The sequence below is a fragment of the Rhodoluna miladensis (SeqCode) genome, from assembly GCF_965234705.1.
In the GTDB taxonomy this organism is placed as follows: domain Bacteria; phylum Actinomycetota; class Actinomycetes; order Actinomycetales; family Microbacteriaceae; genus Rhodoluna; species Rhodoluna miladensis.
This window is the reverse complement of the sequence record NZ_OZ248465.1, coordinates 753,646-778,892: the sequence shown is the minus strand read 5'-3', so window position 1 is coordinate 778,892 and position 25,247 is coordinate 753,646. Positions and strand designations below refer to the sequence as shown.

Genomic DNA, 25,247 nt, shown 5'->3' with positions numbered 1-25,247 from the left:
GAAGGATGTTTCAGAAAGTTCTTGAAATGTTTCAGGAATGTAAAACTTACATCCGGCGGCCAGGGCGCATCCGGTTTGGATCAATGCCCTTAGGGATAGGTATGTTCAGGCCAAGACCCGCCAAACGCTTGTTCACAATCGAAATCTCGCTGCGATTCAGGGCCTTTTTGAGCTTGTAAATGGTCTTAGTTAGAGCGTGAAGCGGGGTCGAAGAAGGATCTTGATTGACCCAGACCACTGGAATTGTCACTCCTGGAATCGCCCTTGAGACCTTGCGTTTTTCATCCTCGATGAGCTGTCTAACCCGAGCTGAGTTGCCCTCGCCAATCAGGACCACTCCTGCCTTGCCAACGGCCCTATAGACGGCGTCTCTGGATTTTGGATCAACCGCTACTGGCATGTCACTGGTTGAATATCCACGCTTGAGAGTTGAGCTGATAACGGCTGCGACTGCTCCTGGCTGGCCTGCTATGCGCATGAAGGCAGCTTTCTCAGCTCGGCGTGACAAAACAGTTAGGGCACTTAGGAAGCTAAACAAAAGTGTGGTTATTGACCAGAGAAAAACAGTCAGGGCAGAATCTCTGAAGAACAAGACGATAGCCAGAACACCAATTGCTAGTGGAGCAATAAAACCAAGGGTGCCGGCCAGTACAAAGTTCTTGTCGGATTTAGCGGTGAGCTTATAGACCTGCCATAGCTGCTTAATTCTGCCCGGCTCTTTTTGAACCTTCGGTGCTTTTTCTGCCATGATTTCCTTATTTTATTTAAGCGACGGCCTGCGCGAAGCCATCTTTGGCTGCTGCGTCGGCCAGATGCTGGAGGTTTGCGGGAACGGGAAGACTTTTTTTGTTCATGGACTGAGCCCATAGTCGGCCGGCTCTATAAGAAGAGCGAACCAGGGGACCGCTTAGTACCCCTAGGTAGCCAAGTGCTTCGGCTTCTTCCTTCAGCTCAACAAACTCTTGTGGCTTTACCCAGCGGTTAACTGGGTGGTGCTTTGGTGTTGGCCTTAGGTACTGAGTAATAGTCAAGATGTCAGTGCCGGCGTTAAACACATCAATCATGGCCTGCGAGATCTCTTCGCGAGTCTCGCCCATTCCAAGGATCAGGTTCGACTTTGTGACCATCCCTGCGTTGCGGGCCTGAGTCAATACATCTAGGGAGCGCTCGTAACTAAATGCTGGTCTGATCTCCTTGAATATCCTTGGAACTGTTTCAACGTTGTGTGCAAAAACTTCTGGCTTAGCATCGAAGATCTTCTGGAGGAGTTCCGGCTTTCCGGAAAAGTCTGGAACCAAGATCTCAACTCCGGTCCCGGGGGACTTTTTGTGAATTTGCTTGATGGTTTGGGCATACAGCCAAGCGCCTTCGTCTGGAAGATCATCCCTTGCAACGCCGGTGACGGTTGCGTAGCGAAGCTCCATTTGACGAACAGACACCGCGACTCTTCTTGGCTCGTCTGGATCGAAAGCCACTGGCTTGCCGGTATCAATCTGGCAGAAGTCGCACCGTCTGGTGCACTGAGATCCGCCAATCAAAAATGTGGCTTCGCGATCTTCCCAGCACTCATAGATGTTTGGGCAACCCGCCTCTTGGCAGACGGTGTGTAAGTTCTCTGATTTGACCAGTTTGTGCATGGCCTGGTACTCCGGGCCCATTTTCGCGACTGTCTTGATCCACTCTGGTTTGCGTTCGATCGGAACGGCAGAGTTTCTTGCCTCGATGCGAAGCATCTTCTTAGCAGGCTTAGTTCCAGGATCGGTCTGGGTCATATCTCAACTTTAGCAATGTCTTGAAGACGCACCTTTACCCGCTCGGCTGCCATAGCTGGGGTGACTAGCTTGCCGGTTAGGGCAGAAATTGTGCTGGTACCAGCATCTTTGATCCCGCAGGCAATGATGGTCTCGTAGGGATCGAGTGAGTTTGAACAATTCAGAGCAAAGCCGTGCATTGTGGTGTGATCGGCAACCCTTATGCCAATTGCGGCAATCTTTAGGTGCGTTCCGCCAACCGGCGCCCAAACTCCTGATCGACCCTCAACTCTTTCGGTTTCAAGACCGAAGTCAGCACAAACATCGATAAGTATTTGCTCGAGCCAGCGAACGTATCCGACCACATCGATTGGGTTAGGAAGTCTCATGATCGGGTAGCCAACCAGCTGACCTGGACCGTGCCAAGTAATCTTTCCGCCGCGGTCAACGTCAATAACCTCGGTGCCGTCGTCTGGTCGTTCGGAATCCTCAGTGCGCTTGCCGGCGGTGTAAACACCCTCATGCTCAAGCAAAATGCAGGTATCTGGCCTAGTGCCTTGGACTACTTCTTTATGAATGGTTCGCTGCAGAGCTAGACCATCAAGGTATGGCACGAAATCGGGATCAAGTCCTGCGGTTAGAAATTCCGGCACTTCTCAAGTCTAAGAGTTATCCCAAGAAGCAAATCCCACCTACTAGAGGTTGGGGTGCCTTGGGATGCTTAAAGCTATGAGGCAGATACATGCTCGTTTACTGGTTGCCCGAGGGTACTACCTGGGAAAACCCATTTCCGCTCCCAGTATCCGCAGCTACCAAGCTCACGACCAACTCGGCACTGAATATCTACTCACGCGTGGAAAAACACTTGGCCCCAGTTGGCCAACTATTGCCAAAGTGTTTGACGAAGCACAAATTGAATATTCACTTATTGAAGTTGGAAGTATCTGGCTAGTTGCGCCTGATAGTCAAAGGACTCGAAAGATTCTTTCGGGCCTCAACAAACTAGCCAAACAGAGCGCTAGCGAAGAGGTACATCTACCTGAGGTTGGCTTTGTGTCTGCGGGAATCAAAAAGCGGTTCGAACTTCGCACCTTGGTAGGGCCGGTGTTGATAGCACTGCTGAGCATGGGGCTGTTTTTAGTACCGAATCTGGTTCCAGAGCAAGAAATCTTGGATCATGCAAAGCAACCAGAGGTTTCCTGTGCATTGGATCTTTCCGCTGGTGAACTTAGAGATTGGGTAGCAGCAAGTCTCGAAGGACGTGGACCAACTAGCTCAGCGGAAGTGCTGGTGCAATCAGAACTTGGAACACTCACCCTTGAGATCCAACAAACACTTGGATCGACTCAAAGTGTAACGGGCCAAATCCACTGCGAGGATGGCCGTTCAAAAAGGTTGCACTATCGCCTTGACGCTTCCGCGAACGGAAACCTAGTCGAGATTGGGCAGGAACTAAATCCCTAGGTTGTTTTGGAAGTTCGCTTCTTCAAGACGAGCTTTTACGTCAACTAGATATCTAGAAGCGTCAGCACCGTCAACTAGTCGGTGGTCGTAGCTCAATGCCAGGTAAACCATCGAACGAATAGCAATTGACTCTTGACCGTCGCTGCTGGTGATAACTACCGGGCGCTTTTGGACGACACCAGTTCCCAAGATGGCTACCTGAGGCAAGAACACAACTGGGGTGTCAAACAAAGCTCCGCGGGATCCAGTGTTGGTAAGGGTAAAGGTTCCACCCATCATCTCGTCTGGCTTTAGCTTGTTCTCACGAGTGCGTGAAGCTAGGTCTGCAATCTGCTGCGCAATCTGAGCCAAGCTGAGGGATGCAGCATCACGGATAACCGGAGTTAGCAAACCACGCTCGGTGTCAACAGCAAAGCTGATGTTCTCGCTCGGGTGGTAGTTGATGGTTTCGCCTTCGATTGAAGCGTTTAGCTTTGGGTGAGAGCGCAGAGCCTCGGCACTAGCCAGGAAGAAAAAGGGCATGAAATTCAACTTGGTACCGGTAGCTGCAGTGAAGCGAGCTTGGATACTCTTTCGCATCTCAGCGATTCGAGTCACGTCTACTTCCACCACGGTTGTTAGCTGAGCTGATGAAACCATTGATGCAACCGCACGCTCGGCAAGTACCTTGCGCAGTCTAGACATCGGTTCGCTAGTTCCGCGCAGTGCGCTTATAGGCGCTGGTACGTGTGCTGCGGCTGGCGCAGCAGAAGATCCAACTGGAGCAGAAGTTGCCGCCATCACATCTTCTTTACGGATACGACCGCCAACTCCAGTTCCAGAAACTCGAGAAAGATCTACACCTGAATCTTGAGCAAACTTTCTAACCAGTGGTGTGACGTATCCGGCATCAGTTGATGAAGCGGCAGGAACAGAAATTACCGGCGCTGCAACTACTGGAGGTGCAACGGGAGGTGCAACAACTGGAGCAGCTACAACAACTGGTGGCGTTGCGATAACCGGAGGAGCAACAGGTGCTGCAACAACCGGAGGTGCTACTGGTGCTGGGGGAGCCTGCACTACTGGTGGGGCAACAGGCGCTGCGGCGGCTGGCGCGGCTGGTGCAGCTGAACCCGAACCTGAACCGATGATGACCAAAACCGCTCCAACTTGAACGGTCTCGTCTTCTTGAACAAGAATCTGCTCAATAACCCCAGCTACTGGTGATGGGATCTCGGTGTCTACTTTGTCTGTCGATACTTCTACAAGGGGCTCATCAACGTTGACGCTGTCGCCAACTTTCTTTAGCCAGCGGGTGACCGTTCCTTCGGTGACTGATTCACCTAGGGCTGGTAGCACTACGGATTCGCTCATTGTTTCTAACTCCTTGTTTATCTATCTAAAGTCTAGGCGTGGGCGTGTAAAGGCTTGCCGGCGAGGGCTAAGTGCGCCTCACCCATGGCTTCGTTCATGGTTGGATGAGCGTGAATCAAGGTCGCAACATCCTCCGGATAGGCTTCCCAGTTCACAATCAACTGAGCTTCACCGATTTGCTCGCCAACGCGAGAGCCGATCATGTGGACTCCAAGAACTGGACCATTGTTCCTGCGAACCAGTTTGATAAATCCTGCTGTGCCAAGAATCTGGGATTTTCCGTTGCCAGCTAGGTTGTACTCGTACGTTGAAACGTTCTCAGCACCAAACTTCTGAATAGCCTTGGCCTCAGAAAGACCAACTGATGCAATTTCAGGTTCGCAGTAGGTGACCTTTGGAATTCCGTCTTCGTCGATAGCTACCGGGTTTAGTCCCGCGATGTCTTCAGCGATAAAGATTCCCTGCTGGAAGCCGCGGTGGGCTAGTTGAACTCCTGGAACTATGTCGCCCGCGGCATAGACGCCGGGAAGGTTGGTGTTTAGGCGGTCGTTGGTGATTACCCATCCACGATCCATAGTCAGGCCTTGTTCCTCGTAGCCAAAGCCAGCGGTGTTTGGACCCCGTCCAACGGCAACCAGCATTAGCTCTGCTTCCACACGCGTCCCATCTTCTAGGACGGCAGTCACTGAAGAAGCAGTCTGTTCTACTCCACTGAAGCGAACTCCAAGCTTGAAATCGATTCCGCGCTTACGGTAAGCACGCTCAAGTGCCTTGGAGATTACTTCGTCCTCATTTGGAACTAGGTGAGGCAAGCCTTCGATGATGGTCACTTCAGATCCGAAAGAGCGCCAGATAGAAGCAAACTCAACACCGATGACTCCACCACCAAGAACTATCACGCTCTTTGGAACAAAATCCAATTTGAGGGCGTGGTCTGAGGTGATTACCCGTCCACCAATTTCAAGACCAGGAAGAGACTTTGAGTAAGAGCCAGTTGCCAAAACAACATTGGTTCCGGTGTAGTTATCGCCATTTACGGTCACGGTCTTAGGCCCGGTTAGGCGACCTTCTCCTGCAACAACGGTGATGTTTTTGGAATTGACCAGACCGGTTAGGCCTTTGAAAAGTTTGTCGATAATGCCATCGCGGTAGCTGTTGACTTTTGGCATGTCGATTGAGTTAAGGGTGGCATTGATTCCAAAGTTTTCTGCTTCGCGTGTGTTGTCCGCGATTTCAGCTGAGTGCAACAGGGCCTTGGTTGGGATACAACCGCGGTGCAAACAGGTTCCTCCGAGTTTGTCCTTTTCAACCAGCGCAACGCTTTTGCCAAGTTGGGCTGAGCGAAGTGCAGCTGCGTAGCCACCGCTTCCTCCACCGAGGATTACAACATCAAATGAGTGATCGGCCACGCGAATTTCTCCTTAGAGCAGGGATTTTTGGATGCGGGCTAAGTTTACTACCGTTATCAAGCTAGGTCGCGGGCTAGCTGAACCAGGGTGCGAACCGTGACTCCAGTGGCCCCCTTGGGTGTGTGTCCATAGGCAGCGCCGTCATTGTTTGCAGGTCCTGCAATATCCAAATGGGCCCACGAAGGAGCCTTCTTGCCCTCAGTTCCAATGAACTCCTTTAGGAACAAACCAGCAATCAGCATTCCACCGGCGCGATTTCCAATCTTCACGTTGGCGATGTCGGCGATATCTGAGTTCAGAAGCGGTCGAAGCTCATCAGGCAGTGGCATGTGCCAAACCAGCTCACCGCTGGTAGCTGCAGCATCCTGCACCTTTTTTATTGCCTTTTCATCTCCCATGAGTCCCGCATACCTATTACCCAAGGCAACGGTGGCAGCTCCGGTAAGAGTTGCAACATCAACTATGTAATCTGGGGATTCTTCCGAAGCCATCGATAGACCATCGGCCAGAACTAGTCGACCTTCAGCGTCGGTGTTTAGAACCTCGACGGTCTTTCCATTTCGAATCTTGATGACATCGTTTGGTCTGGTGGCACCGCCCGAGGGCATGTTCTCAGCTAGACACAGCCACGCGGTCGCCTTGATTGGAAGCCCCAGCTCCGCAATAGCAATCAATGCCTGAAGACAAGAAGCTGCGCCAGTCATGTCGTATTTCATACCGACCATTGATTCGGCAGGCTTTAGGGACAGCCCTCCGGTGTCGAAGGTGATGCCCTTGCCAACTAGCGCGATTGAGGTTTTGGCACCGGTTGGCTTGTATTCAAGTTTTACTAATCGAGGTGGGCGGTTAGAGCCTTTTCCAACTGCGTGAATTCCTCCAAGCCCATCGGCCAGTAGGTCCTTTTCTTCCCAAACCTTGATCTTTACCGGTAAACCCTTTACCAACTTCTTTGCAGCTGCCACCATCACCTCTGGGTATAGATCATTTGCTGGTGCGTTGACCATGTCTCTAGTTCGGTGAACCGCAGCGGCCACGACTTCTAGCTGCGCAAGCTCGCTGGCGGTTGGCTTTAGAGAGGTAAGAAGTGTGAGCTTACTCAATACCTTCTTGGTCGCTTTTGGTTTGTATGTCAGATACTCGTAGTTTCCTAACTGGAACCCTTCAATTGCAGCCAGGACCTGCTCTTTAGTTGTTATTGGAATGTCAATAACAACGTGTTCGAAGTTGCCAAGCTCTCTGGCTGCAGCCCCCATTGCCTGTCGAATCGAATCAATCTCAAGCGTTATTCCAAGTCCAACCACAGCGATAACCGAAGAACTAGGGCCGGAAAGTTTCTTGATGGATCCGACCTCGGAGGAAACTCCGAGGGATTCAAGGTTGATTGCCGCCGTTAGCTTCGAATCGAGATTGTTCTTCGATAGCTTCAAGTCCTTAGCGCTGGATTGGACGCCAATAACCGTAGCGGTTAGGCGCGAGGTGGCAGGCGAGGTTTGGGTCAGGGTTATCTTCAGCTTTGTCATAGCGTCCATGCTATTCCAGCTTGTGCTTAGACTTGGAGCATGTCCAATGAGCCGCTATACGAGTTCGAGTTTGATCAGGTCGAGGTCCCCGCAGGTCTTCACCTGATTGCGGGCCTGACTGGCTTTACTGATGCCGGGGGAGTGCTTAACCAGTTCTCTGAGAACATCTTTGCGAATCTTTCGACATCGCAGATTCTGACCTTTAATAACGACGAGTTACTCGATTACCGCTCCAGACGTCCTGTGATGTATTTCGAAAAAGACCACATCGAGGATTACGAACCAGCAAGCCTTGGACTATACCTAGTGCATGACGAAGCGAATCAACCATTTTTATTCCTTCACGGATATGAGCCGGATTTCAGGTGGGAAGCATTCACAAATGCAATCCTTCGCCTAATCAAAAGACTGCAAGTAAAAGACGTCACCTGGCTTCACGCCATTCCTTTTCCTATTCCACACACTCGAGACATCGGTGTCACTGTCTCGGGGAACAGAAAAGACATTGTCAATGAGCTTTCGGAATGGAAACCACAAACCCAGGTTCCTGGAAATGTGCTGCACCTTCTTGAGTTCAAGGTTGCGCAGACCAGCATGCCGATCGTTGGTTATGTTTTGCTTTGCCCTCACTATCTAGCCGACAACGATTTCCCTCAAGCAGCGGTTGCCGCTTTTGAGTTGGTGTCCTCTTCAACCGGGTTGGTGTTCCCGACAGATGATCTTCGTGAGGATGGTGTGCAGTTCCTTGCAAAGCTTTCTGAACAAATCACAGAGAACCCAGAGCTTCAAAAGATGATCTCAACTCTTGAACAGGGATACCAAAACGAAGTGACCGGTCCTTCTCGCGCACCAATCAGGAAGCCTTTTGTGAAACTTCCAAACGCTGATGAAATAGCTGCTGAACTTGAAAGCTATCTAGCCTCTAGGCAGCGAAACAATCCTGACGAGTCACAGAGCTAAAGTTTCACCCGACAGGGTCTCTAGTATTTCCCAATTCTTTATCAGTGATTCACGGTTAGTGATCTTTGGAACAATTCCTTCACTGGGCTCACCCCAGAGCTCGAGTATTTTCGGAACTCGATAGCTACCACCTGGCAATGAGCTATCTGTTGCCGCCTCGATAATTGGAAGAGCACCTTTGGCCGCTGACTGAGCCATAAACGATTCAAAAAATCGTGTGCTCTTTGGTCCATATGGTTCCGCCCTTGCAAAACCAGGGTGAGCAGCTAAAGAACTAAATGACTCTGACCCGAATCTGTTTTGTAGCTCGATTGCGAATAAGTAGTTAGAAAGTTTGCTTGCGGAGTAGCTTGCTCCTGCGAAATAGGACTTGGGTGATCCTGCAGGACCAAGCGCACTTGGTGCGAACCTTGCAACTATTGACGAGACGGAAACCACTCTTGCAACTGCAGCACGAAGCGCAAGTAAGTCAGCAACTAGTGCAAAGTGTCCAACCGCGTTTACCCCGAAGTGATACTCGATTCCAGAATCTGTTTCCTGATAGCTGGATAGGACTTTGGCTCCCGCATTTAGAACCAGCACGTCCCACTTCTTGTGTGCCTGGGCAAACCTTGGCGCGAATGCTTTTACGCTCGATTGATTAGATAGGTCCAAAGCCAGAGCCGAGATCTGACCATTTGGGTACTCGGACTTTAATCGAGCCACTGCCTTTTCACCCCGCTCAAGGTCACGGCTCGTGATAACAACCTCAAAGCCAACTTGAAGCAATCCGCGGGCCGTTTCGAAGCCCAGGCCAGTGTTGGCTCCCGTGATAATCGCTAGCGGCATGGCTCAAGGCTAGGTCAGGAATAGCAAAAGCCGAATCGTTGTTTACCTAGAGGCACGGTGTTTGGGGTCAAAAGAGCTCGGGATACCGTGGCATAATAAGAGAAGACCCAGTCAGACGGATTTATCCGACTTGACATGGGTCTTAGTAATGCCTGGAAAAGCCTTCCGGTGAGAGGACCAATTGGCAAAAGCTCCTGCAGCTCCAAAAAAAGAAGCCCGCACAGCGGGTTCTAAGAGCGCGCTCAAGACCAAAAAGGCAACCACTACCTCGAAAACTTCTAAACCAGTTTCAAAAACTTCCAAACCAGCAAAAGCTGCCGCCAAGCCTTCAGCCAAGGCTAAGGCAACTGCTAAATCAGTCAAGCCTGCAGCCAAGACGTCTGCAAAAACTTCTAAAGCTACTCCTGCATCAAAGTCCGCTAAAGGCAGCGCTGTTTCGAAAAACACCAAGGCAGTTAAGGGATCTACTGGTCCGGCATCTAAAGCTTCCAAAAAAGAATTAAAGGGCAAGGCAGGAAAACTTAGCTCTAAGGGTAAAGCTCTTCTCGATGACGAACTTGAAGACGACGAAGAAATTGAACTTGAATCTGTCGAAGACATCGTCGCAGACGTCGCCGAAGCTGTAGACATCACCGCTGTCGAGCCAGAGCTTCCTGCAGCTGATGAGGTGGAAGAAGTCGTTGTTCCCGGTGGTGGATTTGTTCTTTCACACACCGAAGAAGATGATATTCCAACTCAGAGCACCACAATCACTGGTGCAACTGCTGATCCGGTTAAGGATTACCTAAAGCAGATTGGTAAAGTCGCCCTCCTTAATGCAGAGCTTGAAGTAGAGCTTGCAAAGAGAATCGAAGCTGGTTTGTTTGCCGAAGAAAAACTCGCGGGTAAGCGCAAGCTCGCAAGAGACATGGAACGCGATTTGAAGTGGGTTGTGAAAGATGGCCAAAAGGCAAAATCCCACCTACTTGAGGCAAACCTTCGTTTGGTTGTTTCGCTTGCAAAGCGATACACCGGAAGAGGAATGCAGTTTCTTGACCTAATTCAAGAAGGAAACCTAGGCCTTATTCGTGCAGTAGAGAAGTTTGACTACACCAAGGGTTACAAGTTCTCAACATATGCAACCTGGTGGATTAGACAGGCCATCACACGTGCTATGGCGGACCAGGCTCGAACCATTCGTATTCCAGTTCACATGGTTGAAGTAATCAACAAACTAGCTCGCGTGCAGCGCCAGCTACTTCAGGATCTCGGCCGTGAACCAACCCCTGAAGAACTCGCAAGAGAGCTCGATATGACGCCTGAAAAGGTCGTAGAGGTCCAGAAGTATGGACGCGAGCCAATTTCACTTTCTACTCCACTTGGAGAAGACGGTGACAGCGAATTCGGTGACCTTATCGAAGACACCGAGGCCGTCGTCCCAGCGGATGCCGTTGGTTTCACCATGCTGCAACGTGAGCTGGAAAGAATCCTCCAGTCACTTCACCCGAGAGAAGCCGGAGTCATCAAATCACGCTTCGGACTTGGAGATGGAGTTCAGAAAACTCTTGACCAGATCGGCGAAGAATTCGGTGTCACACGAGAGCGAATCCGACAGATAGAGTCCAAGACCATGTCGAAGCTAAGGCACCCCTCACGCTCCCAAATGCTGCGTGACTACTTAGACAACTAGATAACCTTGAGGCTCTCTCTTGCAGTTTTAGTCGGCAAACTAATTCGTATTGTCGCCAAACTGCGAGGCGGGGGATCGGCAATTCCCGGTCGCATCGCAATGCTGATCGAACCAAAACTTCTCAGCAAAACTCTTGGTGCCCTAAAGTACGGAGTTATCTTCGTTTCTGGCTCAAACGGTAAGAGCACCACCACCTCTTTGGTCGCCGGAACCCTCGCCTCTCAAGGACTCAAGGTTTTTAGCAATCCATCCGGTGGAAACATGCCACAGGGCATCGGCTCAGCCGTGATCGGCCAAGCATCCCTTTCTGGGTCACTCGATGCAGACGTAGCTGTACTTGAAGTTGATGAAGCTTACGGTGAAGTTTTGGCTCCATTTATTGCACCCAGCTGGGTTGTGCTCACCAACGTTCAAATTGACCAGCTCAACAGATTCTTTGAACCAGATCGCGTGGTTGGAATGCTGCTGGCTGCAGCAAGCAGTGCAACAAAAGGTGTTGTGATCAACGGCTCAGATGCCAATCTTGTTGACATCGGAGCAATGCTTGCCGATGTATCGGTAACTCAGGTTCAGGTGTCAGAAAAAGCTCTTTCGAAATGGCCCGCTGGAGCATTAGCCGCTCCAAGGTTTGGCAAGGGGAACGTTGTAAATGACATCCCAGTTTCAGTTTCAGTTGTTGACGAAGTAGATGGTGTTGCAACGCTTTCGCTGGGGGGAGTAATGACATCCGTGCAGCTTCCAGGCAAAGGTTTGCACTTTGCCATCGATACGGCTTTAGCTTTTTCGGTGGCAGAGCGAATTCTTGGCAGCTCCTTTGATATGCAGGCTGCTTCAGCAGCTATTTCAAGTCAACAGACTGTTTACGGGCGTGGCGAAATAACCAGCTATCAGGGTGTTGAGATTCAGATTCTTATGATGAAAAACCCATCAAGCATGAGAGCCACATTGGTTGCGATGGAGGATCCAGAAACAGCGATTTGGATTGCGATGGACGAGGGAACCCCTGACCCATCGTGGATTTTCGATATTGACCTGGCTCGAATTGGTGAGGTCAGAATGATTTCTGGCTCGCGCGCCTGGCACTGGGCAACACGCCTTAGCTACCTAGGCAAATCCATTGAAAAAGTTCAGCCCGATAGCAAGCAGGCGCTTGCTGAGTATGTTTCATTTCTGAAAACCAGTGGCAAACGCGGGACTCTATTGACTAACTACGAGCAAATGATGGCTATCCGCAAACTAATGGGCTTTTTGGATCTGGAGAGTGGAAAATGACAGTCAAATTCCTGCACCTATTTCCTTCCCAGCTTGGCCTAAATGGCGAAAGAGGAAATCTCGACGCTTTGGTTGCAAGGCTCAAATGGTCGGGTATCGATTCGACTGTTCAAGAATTTGACGGTTCGGAATCAATTGCATCAAACATCGACGCAGTGTTCATCGGTTCCGGCACACTGGCCGGAGCACTTGAAGCACTCGAACTAGTTCAGGGGCAAGCCGCGAAGCTAAGGGAACTTGCCGCTGATGGAGTTCCTTTTTTGGCTCTAGGCTTGGGCTGGGAAATATTGGGCGAGAGTATCGAGCTATTAGATGGCAGAACTGTTGCAGGAGCTGGGATATTTCCTTCCCGAAGCCAGCGAGTGGCTAATCGCGCTTCTAGTGAAAGCTACGGTTTTGACCAGGCTGGAAATCTAACAACCGGGTACTCCAACCATTCCTCAGAAATCGAACTGTTGGGTACAGCTCAGCCGCTTGTCTTACTGAAGACAGGGTTTGGAAACAGCTCGAGTAAGTCTGCTAAAAAAGTACCAGGCGAGGGCCTCGTGGATGGCAATTTGATGGCTGCAAGATTGAATGGCCCGCTGCTACCAATGAACCCAAACCTCGCGGATCAGTTTTTAGCGATTGTGGCGAAAAAATCTGGCTTCAATTATGAACAGTTGAGTGCAGAGGCAAAAATTGCCGATGACTACGCCGGTATGGCCAGGTCTGAACTAAAGCAGCGACTAACGCGCTAGAAGTTTGTCGGTTTCGTCAAGCCAACCTTTTGCGATTGGCTCAAGTTTTTCCTTGTTGGCCTTGCCGTGGTGGGCACAAAACAACAGTTCTCCAGTTGCAAGAGAGACCCTTATGTAGGCCTGAGCACCGCAAACGTCGCAGCGATCCGCTGCGTTGAGGGTGGAGCCTGGGTTCGTTGCTGTTGCTTCAACTGGTTGCATGTGTGTATCCCTTCTGAGCTAATCTCAACACACACATCGGACTTTTTAGTCCATTTAGAGCCTCTTTTCGCTAAAAGCGAAGTATTTTCCTTCTCATGGGTGTTGGTTTCAAGGCCCACCCGCCCACAAGCTTAAGATTCTCAAGTGGCAAGCGAAGACTACTCAGCAAGGCACCTCTCGGTCCTAGAAGGCCTAGAGGCGGTTCGCAAACGCCCAGGAATGTATATCGGCTCCACCGATGGGCGCGGTCTGATGCATTGCCTATGGGAGATCATCGACAACAGCGTCGATGAGGCTCTGGCTGGACACGGCAAGAAAGTACTTATTGAGCTGCAAAAAGACGGCAGCGTAACTGTTGAAGATAACGGCCGAGGAGTCCCGGTGGACATCGAGCCCAAAACTGGACTTTCTGGTGTTGAGGTGGTTTTCACCAAACTTCACGCAGGTGGAAAATTCGGATCGGGTTCCTACGCAGCATCCGGTGGACTCCACGGAGTAGGCGCATCTGTAGTCAATGCTCTTTCAGAGCGTTTAGATGTTGAAGTAGATAGAAACGGGCAAACCTATTCGATGTCTTTCAGGCGCGGGGAGCCTGGGGTATTTGATGACAAAAAGGGCATTTCTCCAACCAACCCTTTCAAGCCTTTCGTCAAAAAAAGCGAGCTTCAGATTTCTGGCAAGGTCGCAAAGACAAAAACTGGAACTCGGGTTCGCTACTGGCCAGATCCGCAAATTTTCGTTAAGGAAACTGCCTTTGATTTAAAGGAAGTTGAAGACAGGGCACGCCAAACCGCCTTTCTAGTGCCTGGACTCGTAATCAGTTTGAGCGATAAGCGCACAGCTAAGGGAATCAAACAAGAGTTCAAATTCGAGGGTGGTATCTCAGAGTTCGTCAACTTCCTCGCCCCGGATACAGCACTAACCTCGGTGTGGCGTCTGCGCGGAGACGCGGAGTTCACCGAGACCGTTCCAGTCCTAGATAAAAAGGGCAACATGGTCTCAACCGAGGTCACACGCAACTGTGAAGTGGACATCGCCCTCCGGTGGGGAACTGGATACGAGACAAACTTCCGTTCCTTTGTGAACGTGATTGCAACCCCCAAAGGCGGAACTCATGTTGCCGGATTTGAACAGGGTGCAGTAAAGGCAATTCGTGCCGAGATTGATGCAAATTCGAGAAAGCTCAAACTTGGAAGCGACAAGGTCGAAAAAGAGGACATTCTTGCAGGCCTTACTGCAGTAGTTGCTGTCCGGTTAGCCGAGCCGCAGTTTGAAGGTCAGACTAAGGAGATCCTTGGAACTCCAGCGGTCAAGAACATAGTTTCTGCAATTGTTGCAAAACGATTGAACGAACGATTGAAATCCACCAAACGCGATGACAAGACTCAATCTGCTCTAGTTCTCGAAAAAATCGTGGCCGAGACAAAGGCTCGAGTATCGGCCCGAACTCACAAAGAAACACAGCGTCGTAAGAACGCTCTCGAGAGCTCTTCGTTGCCAAGCAAGCTAGTTGATTGCAGGACATCAGAAACTGAAGTTTCGGAGTTGTTCATCGTTGAGGGTGACTCGGCTCTTGGAACAGCAAAGCTGGCTCGAAACAGTGAGTACCAGGCGCTTTTGCCAATCCGCGGAAAGATTCTGAACGTTCAGAAAGCTTCAGTTGCAGACATGCTTTCCAACACCGAATGCGCTTCGATCATTCAGGTTCTTGGTGCAGGCTCTGGCCGCAGTTTTGAGTTAGATGCTGCAAGGTACGGAAAAGTAATCCTAATGAGCGATGCGGATGTTGATGGCGCTCACATCCGTACTTTGCTTTTGACACTGTTTTTCCGCTACATGCGCCCATTGGTTGAAGCAGGACGAGTCTTTGCAGCGGTGCCACCGCTACACCGTGTGACTGTTGTTAACGCCGGATCAAAATCCAATGAGCACATCTACACCTACTCGCAAGCTGAGCTAGAAAAGCTTTTAGCAAAACTCAAAACTGCCAAGAAGAGCTACCAAGAGCCAATCCAGCGCTACAAGGGTCTTGGAGAAATGGATGCCGAGCAGCTCGCGGAAACTACTATGGACCGCTCCAAGAGAGCGCTTAGGCGAGTCACAGTAAAAGACGCAGAAGCTGCCGAGAAGATGTTTGAACTTCTAATGGGAAATGAAGTTGGTCCTCGAAGAGATTTCATTATTGACTCAGCGGATTCGCTGGAGCGGGAAAGAATCGACGCTTAGGTTCTTCCAACAAAGCTGATCGCTGGAGCAGGATCTCCCGAAGCGTCACGTTTTTGAAGCTCGTATTCAACACCAATTGCTTTACCCTTGCCGTCAATTAGCTGGAAGCCTTCAGGACCGACGTATCCAAAAACGATTTGATTCTGCCCGCGGATGAACTTCTGGCAGCGCACGCCTCCAGTTGCCCGACCCTTCTTAGGGAACTCGTCGATCTTTGAAACCTTCATTCCACCACCGTCGGTTCCTGGAAGTGAAGCATTGCTATTTGCAACTGTCAGCACGACGTTTTTCTCCTTAGGTTTTAGAACGCCGAAATAGACAACTTCTGAGTCTGTCTTGATGCCAGCCATGCCTGCGCCATTGATGCTTTGAGGTTTGACTGCCTTTGCATCAAAGCGCAGTAGCTGAGCGTCCTGAGTAATGAACACCACTTCGTCAGTTTCAAGCGAGGCGGCTGCACCGACTACTTTGTCGGATCCCTTGAGGTTTATGCAGGAAAAATCCGACTTGGCTGGGAAATCTGGGGTGATCCGCTTGACTATTCCATTTTTGGTTCCGAGAGCAATGATGGTCTTCTCATCGACTGGGAATAGAGCTAAGACCTTCTCTTTTTTACCAAGGCCAAGAAACTCTGCAGTCGGGGTTCCTGAGTTATGGGTTGCGCTGTCGCCAATTGGGATGTCTCCAACGTGGGTGCGAAGCATACGTCCGGCATCTGTGACAAAGACCACATCACTTCTGGTTGTGGAAGCAAACCAGTTTCGGTAGCCGTTTTTTCTCACTGTGGGCTCTTTGGCATCCTCTGATCTAAATACCCGCCCAGCAGCGGTGAGGGTGATAGCCGAGGGGGAGTCTGTCAGCTCAGCGTTGACAAGTTTCTTGGTAGCTGCAGATTCAGTGACTACCTCGCCTTCTGCTTGCAACGAGGTTCTACGATCGTCGCCGTAATTTTTGGCTACTTCTTCCATTTCTGAGGCGACCAGATCCTTTAGGGCTTTATCGCTTTTGAGGATCTTCTCTAACTCAGCGATTTCAAGGAGCAGCTGCTTTTTCTCAGTTTCGAGCTCAAGCTTTGAAAACTTTGTGAGGCGGCGAAGCCTCAGTTCGAGAATGTACTCAGCTTGAATGTCGCTGAGCTTGAACTTCTTCATCAGCTTGGTCTTAGCTTCCTGGACTTCCTCTGACCCTCTGATGATCTTGATTACTTCATCTATGCCAACGATGGCAAGCAGCATTCCCTCGACCAGATGCAATCTAGCCTGGCGTTTTCCAAGTCGGTTTTCGCTTCTTCTTCTGATGACGATGATGCGGTGAGCAAGGTATACGCCCAGCAAATCACGCAGTCCAAGAGTCTGGGGTTGGCCTTCGACCAAAGCTACGTTGTTGATTCCGAAGCTGTCTTCCATCGGTGTGTAGCGGTAGAGCAGGTCAAGAACAACTTGTGGATCAAAGCCGGTTTTGAGTTCGATGATCAGCTTTAGGCGATTGGTTCTGTCGGTTAGGTCAATCACATCTGAAATGCCCTGGAGCTTCTTGGCATTTACTCCCTCTTTGATCTTTTCAATGACCTTTTCGGGACCCACGAGGTATGGAAGCTCAGTGACAACTAGCCCCATCTTTCTCGGCGCTACCGACTCAACGCTCACTCGTGCCCTTGTTTTGAAGCTGCCGCGACCGGTTTCGTAGGCTTCCTTGATTCCTTCCCCGACCATGATGATTCCACCGTTGGGAAAATCAGGTGCCGGAACAATAGCCATTAGGTCATCGAGAGATGCCTTCGGATTCCTTAGAAGATAAATTGCCGCCTTCACAACTTCGCGCATGTTGTGCGGGGGCATGTTTGTTGCCATACCCACGGCAATACCCGAAGCACCGTTAACCAACAGGTTTGGAAATGCCGCTGGCAACACTTCTGGCTCGGAAAGTTGTGCGTCGTAGTTGGGCTTGAAATCAACGACGTTCTCGCTGAGCCCTTCGTTCATCACCAAAGCTGCTGACGAAAGGCGAACCTCCGTATACCTAGCTGCCGCTGGACCATCATCTAGGGAACCGAAGTTTCCATGACCGTCGATAAGTGGAACACGCAAGGAAAACGGTTGAGCCATTCGAACTAGAGCGTCATAGATGGCGCTGTCACCGTGAGGGTGAAGCTTTCCCATTACCTCACCGGTCACTCGAGCTGATTTCACATGACCGCGGTCTGGGCGAAGTCCCATCTCGCCCATTTGATAAACAATTCGACGGTGGACTGGCTTCAGGCCATCTCTGGCATCTGGAAGGGCACGGGAGTAGATAACTGAGTACGAGTACTCCAGGAACGAGTCCTGCATCTCCTTGGATAGGTCGATGTCAAAGATTCGTTCCGGAACTTTATCGATTTGTTCTTTGGCCATGATCTTCCTGCTGCTGTGGCAAACTTAGCTTCGATGCTACCTTCTGTACCAAATTCATTTGGGAGGCTTTCCGAGGCTTATCTCAGTGCATTCCTTGCGCTCGACGGCAAACCAAACCCACTCTCACTTCCAGCCAAGCAAAGCTATCTGGTTATCCTCGTCGATGGACTAGGGGTTGCAAACATCAAAGCAGCCGGAGGTCACGCCGGATTTCTTAATCAGAAGCTAAGTACTTCTAAGTCTCTTTATTCGGGCTTTCCCACAACAACCGCCACAAGCCTGGCAAGTTTTGCAACTGGTAAGCAAAGCGGTGAACACGCATTTATTGGCTACCGCGTATTTGACCGAGAAATATCCAAGCCAATCAATTTACTCAATGACTTAGGCACTGAGTTCCCGCCTCAGAAGTATCAAGATTTGCAGACCATCAGTGAGCAGGCGGTACAGGCTGGCAAGAATGTCGTTACGGTTGGACCGGGGGAGTATGAGGGAAGTGGTTTTACCCAAGCCACGATGCCGGCTTCAAAATACTTGGCCGCAAAGACATTGCAGGAACGTTTTGACATTGCAAGAGGCGAGATTACAAAGCCAGGCACGCTGGTTTATCTCTACATACCCGAACTTGACCAACTCGCACATCGATTCGGGTCTCAATCTCAAAACTGGCTAAACACCGTAGAAGATCTTGATTCGGTTCTTGCTATCTTCATGAAATCTCTCCCAAAAACAGCAGGCGCAATTCTGACAGCAGATCACGGTGTGATTGATGTTCCTCAAACATCACACGTCTATCTTGAGCACTACGAGTCAATGAAGGACCTTGCCATGATTGGGGGAGATCCCAGAGTTGGATTCTTGTACTTTGAAACTGGAATCGATCTAGTCGCAAAGCGCGAAGCACTCCAGGCTGATTTAGGCGCACAAGCTGAAGTTGCGACAATGCAAGAACTGGTTGATGCTGGTTGGTACCGGCCACTAAGTGAATCGGCTAAGAAAGTTGCCCCTGATTTGGTGGTTTTACCTAAGGGCGATCGAGTTGTTTACCATCGAGAATTTGCAAAAGTGAAATCGATGTCGATGATTGGCCAACACGGTGGAATGAGCAAAGCCGAGTGGGAAGTTCCGCTACTGGTTTTCTAAGAAGCCTTAGTCTTCAGTCTTTGTTCCAAAAACAATTTGATCCCAGCTTGGGATAGATGCACGCCCACGCTTGGGTGAATTTGATGAGTCAGGATTTACTGGAGCAGGCGTAGGCTCTGGCTCTTCCTCGAGAATAACTGGCTCTGGCACATACTCAACAATCCTCAAGCCTTCAGTGGAAGGGTGTGGATCTAGCTGCTCAACGCTTTCGCGTTCACTTCTTTTCTTTCGCAGAGCGTCTAGCAGATCTGCAGTTTCAGAAATTGCTGTTTCATCTGGTTCGGAAGCAGTTGTATTCAGCGGTGCTGCGGAGGTAGGGATTGACCTCACAAGATCAACAGTTTCACCCAGGCTCTCGGTAATCGAAGTTGGCTCTGTTGCAACCGGTCGAAGTCTTGGTGCTTGGCTTGCAAGTCTGTCCTGAGACGAGAGGTTGATTGCCACATCGTTTTCCGGAGACAGGGCAAGACGTTTCGGGTTATAACTCCAGGTAGCTTTTTTTGTTTCGCCGTTGAGCTCGAATTCACAGAAGATAAAAAAGCCTTGATCAGGAGCCTTGAGAGCAGACCAGAGCTCTATGCCTGCGCCGCTGGCAGCCAATCTTGATTTGATGATGTCGCCAAACTCTCGAGCGGTTGGTTCATTGAATCGATCACCCGCGATTTCCAGCCTCACGGTTAGGGCGTTTAGAACTGCATGATTTAGTTCATCCAGAACCGGTTGGGCAAACTTGCGAATGTACTCTTCCGGAGCTCCGCTGGCGGCGATGATGTCTTCGATACTTCTGCCAACTCGGATCTCTTCTTGAATCTCCCTAGGACTTAGGGTTGGAGCGTCGAGCTGCGACTGCGTTTCGCCTCGGCTGGCGCGCCTGACAGTTTCGTCAACTAAGAGTCGGTAACGCACCCCTTCGGCGGTTTCGAGCAATAGAAAGTCACCATCTGCGCCCAGGAACTTTATGTCTTTCATGGCTTGTCTTCTCCTAACAAGAAGTGTGCCAGCAAGGGCCCCGTGGGCCTAGCCAAAACACGGGAGTTTCCAAGGAAATTGTCGCTGTGTCGGTTTGCTATTGGGTGGTTTTTGTTGGACACTACTAGCGCTTACCGAAGAACTGAAGGGTCCCACAATGGCAACCGATTACGACGCCCCTAGAAAAGCTGACGATGACACCGAGTCCATCGAGGCTATAAAAGAGCGCGTTCCTGCTACCACAGGAGCTTCGGATACTGAAGTTGATGACTCCGGCGACTCGTTTTCAATCCCGGACGTTGTCTCAGAAGATCTAGATGTTGTGGTTTTGCCTCCACAAGATGACGAATTCACCTGTTCAAATTGCTTTATTGTGAAGCACCGCTCACTGGTTGCAAGAAAGACCAAGAACGGCCCAATCTGTTCAGAGTGTGACGCTTAGTTTTTTGCCCTGAGCACTTCGGCTAGTTGTGCTGGCTTTCGAGTTGAGATGATCCAGTAGGGGGTCGGATCATTTGGATCATTCAAAGAGATCTTTATGGCGGTTTTTACAGTTCCCTGGAAAACTTTGTAGGCGGCCGGGTCTAGTTTCGGTCCGCGTTCAGAAAAAATCTGATCTTTAGCGATCTCTTCGATTTTCCCAATTAAATTCCTCGGAATCCTTGCACGGGCTACTGTTAGATGAGAACTTCCCACCTGAATAACTGGGGCCAAGAAAAATAGCGCTGCCCAAATTGATATCACCAGAATTAGCCCAACAGCTATTCCAATTCGATAATCAAACGGCTCAGAAACCAGTGTCACAGCCGGCAACAGCGTTGCCACCGCTATAAAGGTTCCTAAATTTGGGCGAACTCGCTCCCTATAGACAATTGGCTCTGTCGGTTCTGGGTTGGGCACAGTTTCTAGATTACGCTGTCATCTGATGAGTGAAGTTCGAGTATTGATAAGCGCCCCAGAGGGTTTTGCACCGGTCTACGCCAAACCAGGAGATGCGGGTGCTGACTTGCGCTCTTTTGTTGCAACCACTGTTCCGGCCCGGTCTCGAGTATTGGTGCCTACCGGTGTTTCGATTGCACTCCCTAATGGGTATGTAGGGTTAGTTCACCCAAGATCAGGTTTGGCGGCAAAGCACGGCATCACAGTCTTGAATACACCTGGAACCATCGATGCTGGTTACCGCGGTGAGATTATGGTGATTTTGTATAACAGTTCTGATACTGATTTTGAAATTGCCGCAGGGGATCGAATTGCTCAGCTTCTTATCCAGTCTGTCGAGAAGGCTGTTTTTACCGCAGTTGACAAACTTCCTGATAGTGAACGCGGCGAAACTGGTTTCGGTTCGAGTGGTCGAGCCTAGATGCTCGCATACGGAAATTCAAAGTCAGCACCCATCGACCGGGTTTCCGCTGGCCCATTTGACTCCAGCGAAGTAATTGAAATTAAGCCATTAGTTGACTTTGGTGCGGTTCAGATCCCAATTCGTGAAGATGTCACGCTGAAACTTGAGGTCGAAGAGGCATCTAGTCGGATAGTTGCTCTAACTGTTGATCACCAGGGATCGTCTTTGCAACTGCAGGCTTTTAGTGCCCCTGGCAGCGAAGGTATCTGGCACGAAATTCGAGCAGCGCTCGAACAATCAATTCAGTCCCAAAACGGCAAAACTGAAACGGTCATTGGTCCATTGGGTCCGGAGCTCAACGCTCAATTACCAACCCGTGACGGAGGTTTCAGACTTGCAAAGTTCATTGGTGTTGATGGACCGAAGTGGTTTCTTCGCGGTGTTATTTCAGGTTTAGCTCTGGCTGACACTCTTGCCATGACTTACATGATTGATATCTTTCGCTCCGTGGTGGTTATGAGAGGTACTAGCCCGATGCCTCCAAAGGAACTGCTTCCACTCGTTGCTCCCGCTGCAGCTAAAAAGGCTCTTTCCTGATGTCCAATGATGAACTGCGCGATTCTGCCGCAAAGCGACTCGGTGTTAGTGCTGAAAATGGAAATCTTCAGTTTGACAAAAAGTCTTTACTTGCAGGAATGGGTGGCTGGCTCGGCGTAGTTGAGACCATCCTGCCGAGCGTTTTGTTTGGAACTAGCTTTGCCATAACCGGCGAGGCACTGATTTCGGTATCGCTGGCTGGCGGCACCTCAGCCTTGTTCATTCTTTATCGGTTGATTACGCGCAAGTCAGCTTCCAGTGCTTTGATTGGAGCTTTGGCTGTTGGATTTGCAGCTTGGTTAGCTCTGCGTGAAGGCGGTCAAGCAGTTGACTACTTTATACCTGGATTTATCACTAACGCCGTCTACGGATCTGTTCTGTTGCTATCAATTCTGGTGAGATGGCCAATAATCGGTGTGCTGGTAGAAATCCTTCGAGGCCACGATACGAGCTGGCGGAAGAATAAGAAGGTGTTGGCCATTTACTCAGGGGTGACTGCCTTTTGGGTTGGGTTCTTTAGTCTGCGACTGGCTATTCAGCTTCCCCTCTACTTTGCTGGCAATACAGAGCTACTAGCAACGGCGCGAGTTGCAATGGGTCCACCGTTATACGCCCTAGTGATCGTGTGCACTTGGCTGATGCTTAGGGCCACCGTTTTAAAGCCCCGCTAGGGATGGTATTTTTAGAGCTAAGGGCCCAGCGGGTCCATGGGAAATAGGGAGTAAATAGTGTCCAAGGTAGATAGTTTCGGCGTCGCGCGCGAGCTAGAAGTTTCGGGTAAGAAGTATCGAATCTTTGACATGTCCAAATTAGATGCCAAGACTCTTCCTTACAGCCTCAAGATTTTGCTAGAGAACCTGCTTCGAACCGAAGATGGCGCCAACGTGACTTCTTCACACATCCAATCCATTATCGATTGGGATCCAAAGGCCGAGCCAGATACCGAAATTCAGTTCACTCCGGCTCGAGTGATCATGCAGGACTTTACTGGAGTGCCATGTGTAGTTGACCTTGCCACCATGCGCGAGGCGATGGTCGAGCTTGGGGGAGACCCAAAGAAAATCAACCCGCTTGCACCTGCAGAACTAGTCATCGACCACTCGGTTGTTATCGATGTGGCTGGATCAGCCGATGCCTTTGAGCGCAACGTTGAATATGAGTACCAGAGAAACGAAGAGCGCTACCAGTTCCTGCGTTGGGGACAGATGGCCTTTGATGATTTCAAGGTGGTTCCTCCGGGCACTGGAATTGTCCACCAGGTAAACATTGAATACCTAGCCCGCACAGTGATGACCCGCGAAGTTGATGGGGTTTTGCAGGCTTACCCTGATTCTTGCGTTGGAACCGATTCTCACACCACCATGGTCAACGGTCTTGGCGTGCTCGGTTGGGGAGTTGGAGGAATCGAAGCCGAGGCTGCGATGCTTGGCCAACCTGTTTCAATGCTTATTCCTAAAGTTGTTGGCTTCAAGCTCACCGGTCAGATTCCAATGGGGGCAACCGCTACCGACGTAGTTCTAACCATCACCGAACAGCTTCGTAAGCACGGTGTGGTTGGAAAATTCGTGGAGTTCTATGGAGCCGGTGTGGCATCTGTTCCACTAGCCAACCGCGCAACAATTGGAAACATGAGCCCGGAGTTTGGCTCCACCGTTGCAATTTTCCCAATCGACTCAGTGAATTTGGATTACCTTCGTTTCACTGGTCGTTCAGAACAAGAAATTGCTCTGGTTGAGGCTTACAGCAAGGCCCAAGGTCTATGGCACGATCCAGCTATTGAACCGCGATACAGCGAGTACCTAGAACTAGATCTGTCAACCGTTGTTCCTTCGATCGCCGGACCAAAGCGCCCACAGGACCGTATCGAACTTTCTGCATCCAAGCGCAAGTTCTCAGAGGACATCAAGGCGTACTCCGCCGTGGCCTCTAACCCATCGCAGGTAAAGGGTAAGGATTTTGCAATGGATCACGGTCACGTGAGCATTGCATCCATTACTTCTTGTACTAATACTTCAAACCCTTCGGTAATGCTGGCCGCGGGTCTATTGGCAAGAAAAGCAGTAGCCAAGGGGCTAACGGCTAAGCCATGGGTGAAGACCTCACTGGCACCGGGTTCAAAAGTTGTCACAGATTATTACGACAAGTCAGGTCTTACAAAGGATCTCGACGCTCTTGGTTTCCAGCTAGTTGGATATGGTTGCACCACTTGTATTGGAAACTCCGGCCCGTTGGATCAGGAAATCTCTGATGCCGTAAATGCAAATGACTTGGCAGTAACCGCTGTTCTTTCTGGAAACAGAAACTTTGAAGGTCGAATCAATCCAGACGTGAAGATGAACTACTTGGCTTCACCTCCTCTAGTTATTGCCTACGCGCTTGCTGGAACAATGGATTTTGACTTTGAAAAGGATTCTCTAGGCACTGGCTCAGATGGCTCTGAGGTCTACTTAAAGGACATCTGGCCAACTCCAACTGAAGTCCAGGACACCATCGATTCTTCAATTAACTCCGGAATGTTTACAAAGCAGTACGCCGGTGTATTCGAGGGAGACAAGCGCTGGCAGTCACTCAAGACTCCAACCGGAGACACTTTCGCATGGGATGCGAAGTCCACCTACGTAAGAAAGCCGCCTTACTTTGATGGCATGACAATGAACCCGGCACCTGTGACAAACATTTCAGGTGCCAGAGTTCTTGCAAAACTCGGCGATTCAGTCACTACCGATCACATCAGTCCGGCCGGTTCCATCAAGGCCGATTCTCCTGCTGGAAAATACCTAACCGACCACGGAGTATCAAGAGTCGATTTCAATAGCTATGGATCCCGCCGTGGAAACCACGAAGTCATGATTCGCGGAACCTTTGCAAACATTCGCCTTCGCAACCAGCTTTTGGACAACGTAGAAGGCGGATACACCAGAGATTTCACAAAGGCAGATGGTGCCCAGTCATTTATCTACGACGCGAGTGAGAACTACCAGGCTGAAGGAACGCCACTTGTAATTTTGGCTGGCAAAGAATACGGCTCTGGTTCATCCAGAGACTGGGCTGCCAAAGGAACTTCTTTGCTGGGGGTTAGAGCAGTAATCACCGAAAGCTTTGAGCGCATTCACAGAAGCAACTTGATTGGAATGGGTGTTTTGCCTCTTCAGTTCCCTGCCGGAAGTTCGGCAGAGAGTTTGGGACTAGATGGCACTGAAATCTTCGAAATCGAAGGCGTCGAACAGCTCAACAATGGAGTGACTCCCAAGACCCTGAAGGTCACAGCTAAGCCTTCCGCGCACTCGACACCAGGTAAGGCTGAGGTGCGTTTTGATGCGGTACTTCGCATTGATACCCCGGGAGAGGCCGATTACTTCAGGCATGGTGGTATTTTGCAATACGTACTGCGATCCTTAGTATCGGCTTAGGAA

Annotated in this window: 23 protein-coding genes; 12 read left to right on the top strand and 11 right to left on the bottom strand. The window is 50.2% G+C overall.

The genetic code is table 11. The features are described from left to right. Window positions 1-46 precede the first annotated feature (46 nt). From AC8GDC_RS03870 to lipB, 3 genes are read right to left on the bottom strand one after another with little or no spacing between them, the layout of a single operon-like run. Entirely contained in the window at window positions 47-748 is a 702-nt protein-coding gene (locus tag AC8GDC_RS03870; protein ID WP_506557360.1) for a DUF4191 domain-containing protein, read from the bottom strand. 16 nt (window positions 749-764) lie between these two features. Continuing rightward, a complete protein-coding gene (lipA, locus tag AC8GDC_RS03865; RefSeq protein WP_506557359.1) occupies window positions 765-1,772 on the bottom strand; it encodes a lipoyl synthase in 1,008 nt (335 codons plus the stop codon). Next, a complete protein-coding gene (gene lipB / locus AC8GDC_RS03860; RefSeq protein WP_506557358.1) occupies window positions 1,769-2,404 on the bottom strand; it encodes a lipoyl(octanoyl) transferase LipB in 636 nt (211 codons plus the stop codon). The genes lipA and lipB overlap by 4 nt, the downstream gene beginning before the upstream one ends. Before the next feature lie 76 nt (window positions 2,405-2,480). Here lipB and AC8GDC_RS03855 point away from each other — a divergent pair, with 76 nt between their 5' ends. Continuing rightward, a complete protein-coding gene (locus AC8GDC_RS03855) occupies window positions 2,481-3,215 on the top strand; it encodes a hypothetical protein (RefSeq protein WP_506557357.1) in 735 nt (244 codons plus the stop codon). On the opposite strand, the gene sucB is transcribed toward AC8GDC_RS03855, so the two are convergent. The 3 genes from sucB to AC8GDC_RS03840 are packed head-to-tail and all read right to left on the bottom strand — an operon-like array spanning window position 3,204 to window position 7,497. Then, complete coding sequence (sucB, locus tag AC8GDC_RS03850) at window positions 3,204-4,568, bottom strand: 2-oxoglutarate dehydrogenase, E2 component, dihydrolipoamide succinyltransferase (RefSeq protein WP_506557356.1); 1,365 nt, start codon at window positions 4,566-4,568, stop codon at window positions 3,204-3,206. The genes AC8GDC_RS03855 and sucB overlap by 12 nt on opposite strands. 32 nt (window positions 4,569-4,600) lie before the next feature. After that, window positions 4,601-5,977 (bottom strand): dihydrolipoyl dehydrogenase, encoded by a 1,377-nt coding sequence (gene lpdA, locus AC8GDC_RS03845; protein WP_506557355.1) that lies wholly within the window; start codon window positions 5,975-5,977, stop codon window positions 4,601-4,603. Between the two features lie 56 nt (window positions 5,978-6,033). Then, window positions 6,034-7,497, bottom strand: coding sequence for a leucyl aminopeptidase (locus AC8GDC_RS03840; protein ID WP_506557354.1), 1,464 nt, complete (start codon window positions 7,495-7,497; stop codon window positions 6,034-6,036). Window positions 7,498-7,536: 39 nt separating this feature from the next. Between AC8GDC_RS03840 and AC8GDC_RS03835 the strand changes: the two genes are divergently transcribed. Then, complete coding sequence (locus tag AC8GDC_RS03835) at window positions 7,537-8,457, top strand: proteasome assembly chaperone family protein (protein ID WP_506557353.1); 921 nt, start codon at window positions 7,537-7,539, stop codon at window positions 8,455-8,457. On the opposite strand, the gene AC8GDC_RS03830 is transcribed toward AC8GDC_RS03835, so the two are convergent. After that, complete coding sequence (locus tag AC8GDC_RS03830) at window positions 8,446-9,285, bottom strand: SDR family NAD(P)-dependent oxidoreductase (RefSeq protein WP_506557352.1); 840 nt, start codon at window positions 9,283-9,285, stop codon at window positions 8,446-8,448. The genes AC8GDC_RS03835 and AC8GDC_RS03830 overlap by 12 nt on opposite strands. 181 nt (window positions 9,286-9,466) lie before the next feature. Here AC8GDC_RS03830 and AC8GDC_RS03825 point away from each other — a divergent pair, with 181 nt between their 5' ends. The 3 genes from AC8GDC_RS03825 to AC8GDC_RS03815 are packed head-to-tail and all read left to right on the top strand — an operon-like array spanning window position 9,467 to window position 12,966. Next, window positions 9,467-10,954 (top strand): RNA polymerase sigma factor, encoded by a 1,488-nt coding sequence (locus tag AC8GDC_RS03825; protein ID WP_506557351.1) that lies wholly within the window; start codon window positions 9,467-9,469, stop codon window positions 10,952-10,954. 6 nt (window positions 10,955-10,960) lie between these two features. Next, window positions 10,961-12,226 carry a MurT ligase domain-containing protein gene (locus tag AC8GDC_RS03820; protein WP_506557350.1) on the top strand — a complete coding sequence of 422 codons (1,266 nt, stop codon included), beginning with the start codon at window positions 10,961-10,963 and terminating at the stop codon, window positions 12,224-12,226. Further along, window positions 12,223-12,966 (top strand): hypothetical protein, encoded by a 744-nt coding sequence (locus tag AC8GDC_RS03815; RefSeq protein WP_506557349.1) that lies wholly within the window; start codon window positions 12,223-12,225, stop codon window positions 12,964-12,966. Before AC8GDC_RS03820 ends, AC8GDC_RS03815 begins: the two co-directional genes overlap by 4 nt. On the opposite strand, the gene AC8GDC_RS03810 is transcribed toward AC8GDC_RS03815, so the two are convergent. Next, complete coding sequence (locus AC8GDC_RS03810; protein WP_506557348.1) at window positions 12,955-13,167, bottom strand: DUF7455 domain-containing protein; 213 nt, start codon at window positions 13,165-13,167, stop codon at window positions 12,955-12,957. The genes AC8GDC_RS03815 and AC8GDC_RS03810 overlap by 12 nt on opposite strands. 144 nt (window positions 13,168-13,311) lie before the next feature. Here AC8GDC_RS03810 and AC8GDC_RS03805 point away from each other — a divergent pair, with 144 nt between their 5' ends. After that, window positions 13,312-15,393, top strand: a complete 2,082-nt coding sequence (locus AC8GDC_RS03805; RefSeq protein WP_506557347.1) for a DNA gyrase/topoisomerase IV subunit B — start codon at window positions 13,312-13,314, stop codon at window positions 15,391-15,393. Here AC8GDC_RS03805 and AC8GDC_RS03800 read toward each other — a convergent pair. Then, window positions 15,390-17,786 (bottom strand): DNA gyrase/topoisomerase IV subunit A, encoded by a 2,397-nt coding sequence (locus AC8GDC_RS03800; RefSeq protein WP_506557346.1) that lies wholly within the window; start codon window positions 17,784-17,786, stop codon window positions 15,390-15,392. The genes AC8GDC_RS03805 and AC8GDC_RS03800 overlap by 4 nt on opposite strands. On the opposite strand from AC8GDC_RS03800, the gene AC8GDC_RS03795 reads away from it, so the two are divergent. Continuing rightward, entirely contained in the window at window positions 17,772-18,926 is a 1,155-nt protein-coding gene (locus tag AC8GDC_RS03795; protein WP_506557345.1) for an alkaline phosphatase family protein, read from the top strand. The two genes, AC8GDC_RS03800 and AC8GDC_RS03795, sit on opposite strands and share 15 nt — an antisense overlap. A 6-nt stretch (window positions 18,927-18,932) precedes the next feature. Here the strand turns inward: AC8GDC_RS03795 and sepH are convergent, their stop codons facing one another. Continuing rightward, window positions 18,933-19,895, bottom strand: a complete 963-nt coding sequence (gene sepH / locus AC8GDC_RS03790) for a septation protein SepH (RefSeq protein ID WP_506557344.1) — start codon at window positions 19,893-19,895, stop codon at window positions 18,933-18,935. Window positions 19,896-20,052: 157 nt separating this feature from the next. Here sepH and AC8GDC_RS03785 point away from each other — a divergent pair, with 157 nt between their 5' ends. Continuing rightward, window positions 20,053-20,337 carry a DUF4193 family protein gene (locus AC8GDC_RS03785; protein ID WP_506557343.1) on the top strand — a complete coding sequence of 95 codons (285 nt, stop codon included), beginning with the start codon at window positions 20,053-20,055 and terminating at the stop codon, window positions 20,335-20,337. On the opposite strand, the gene AC8GDC_RS03780 is transcribed toward AC8GDC_RS03785, so the two are convergent. Then, a complete protein-coding gene (locus AC8GDC_RS03780; RefSeq protein ID WP_506557342.1) occupies window positions 20,334-20,795 on the bottom strand; it encodes a DUF3093 domain-containing protein in 462 nt (153 codons plus the stop codon). The genes AC8GDC_RS03785 and AC8GDC_RS03780 overlap by 4 nt on opposite strands. 25 nt (window positions 20,796-20,820) lie before the next feature. Here AC8GDC_RS03780 and dut point away from each other — a divergent pair, with 25 nt between their 5' ends. Genes dut through acnA form a run of 4 tightly spaced genes read left to right on the top strand, consistent with a single transcriptional unit; the run spans window position 20,821 to window position 25,244 of the window. Beyond that, a complete protein-coding gene (gene dut / locus AC8GDC_RS03775) occupies window positions 20,821-21,255 on the top strand; it encodes a dUTP diphosphatase (protein WP_506557341.1) in 435 nt (144 codons plus the stop codon). After that, window positions 21,256-21,834: a DUF3710 domain-containing protein gene (locus AC8GDC_RS03770; RefSeq protein WP_506557340.1), complete on the top strand. Its 579-nt coding sequence runs from the start codon at window positions 21,256-21,258 to the stop codon at window positions 21,832-21,834. Continuing rightward, complete coding sequence (locus tag AC8GDC_RS03765; protein ID WP_506557339.1) at window positions 21,834-22,505, top strand: DUF3159 domain-containing protein; 672 nt, start codon at window positions 21,834-21,836, stop codon at window positions 22,503-22,505. Before AC8GDC_RS03770 ends, AC8GDC_RS03765 begins: the two co-directional genes overlap by 1 nt. 57 nt (window positions 22,506-22,562) lie before the next feature. After that, window positions 22,563-25,244 carry an aconitate hydratase AcnA gene (acnA, locus tag AC8GDC_RS03760; RefSeq protein ID WP_506557338.1) on the top strand — a complete coding sequence of 894 codons (2,682 nt, stop codon included), beginning with the start codon at window positions 22,563-22,565 and terminating at the stop codon, window positions 25,242-25,244. Window positions 25,245-25,247: the final 3 nt, after the last annotated feature.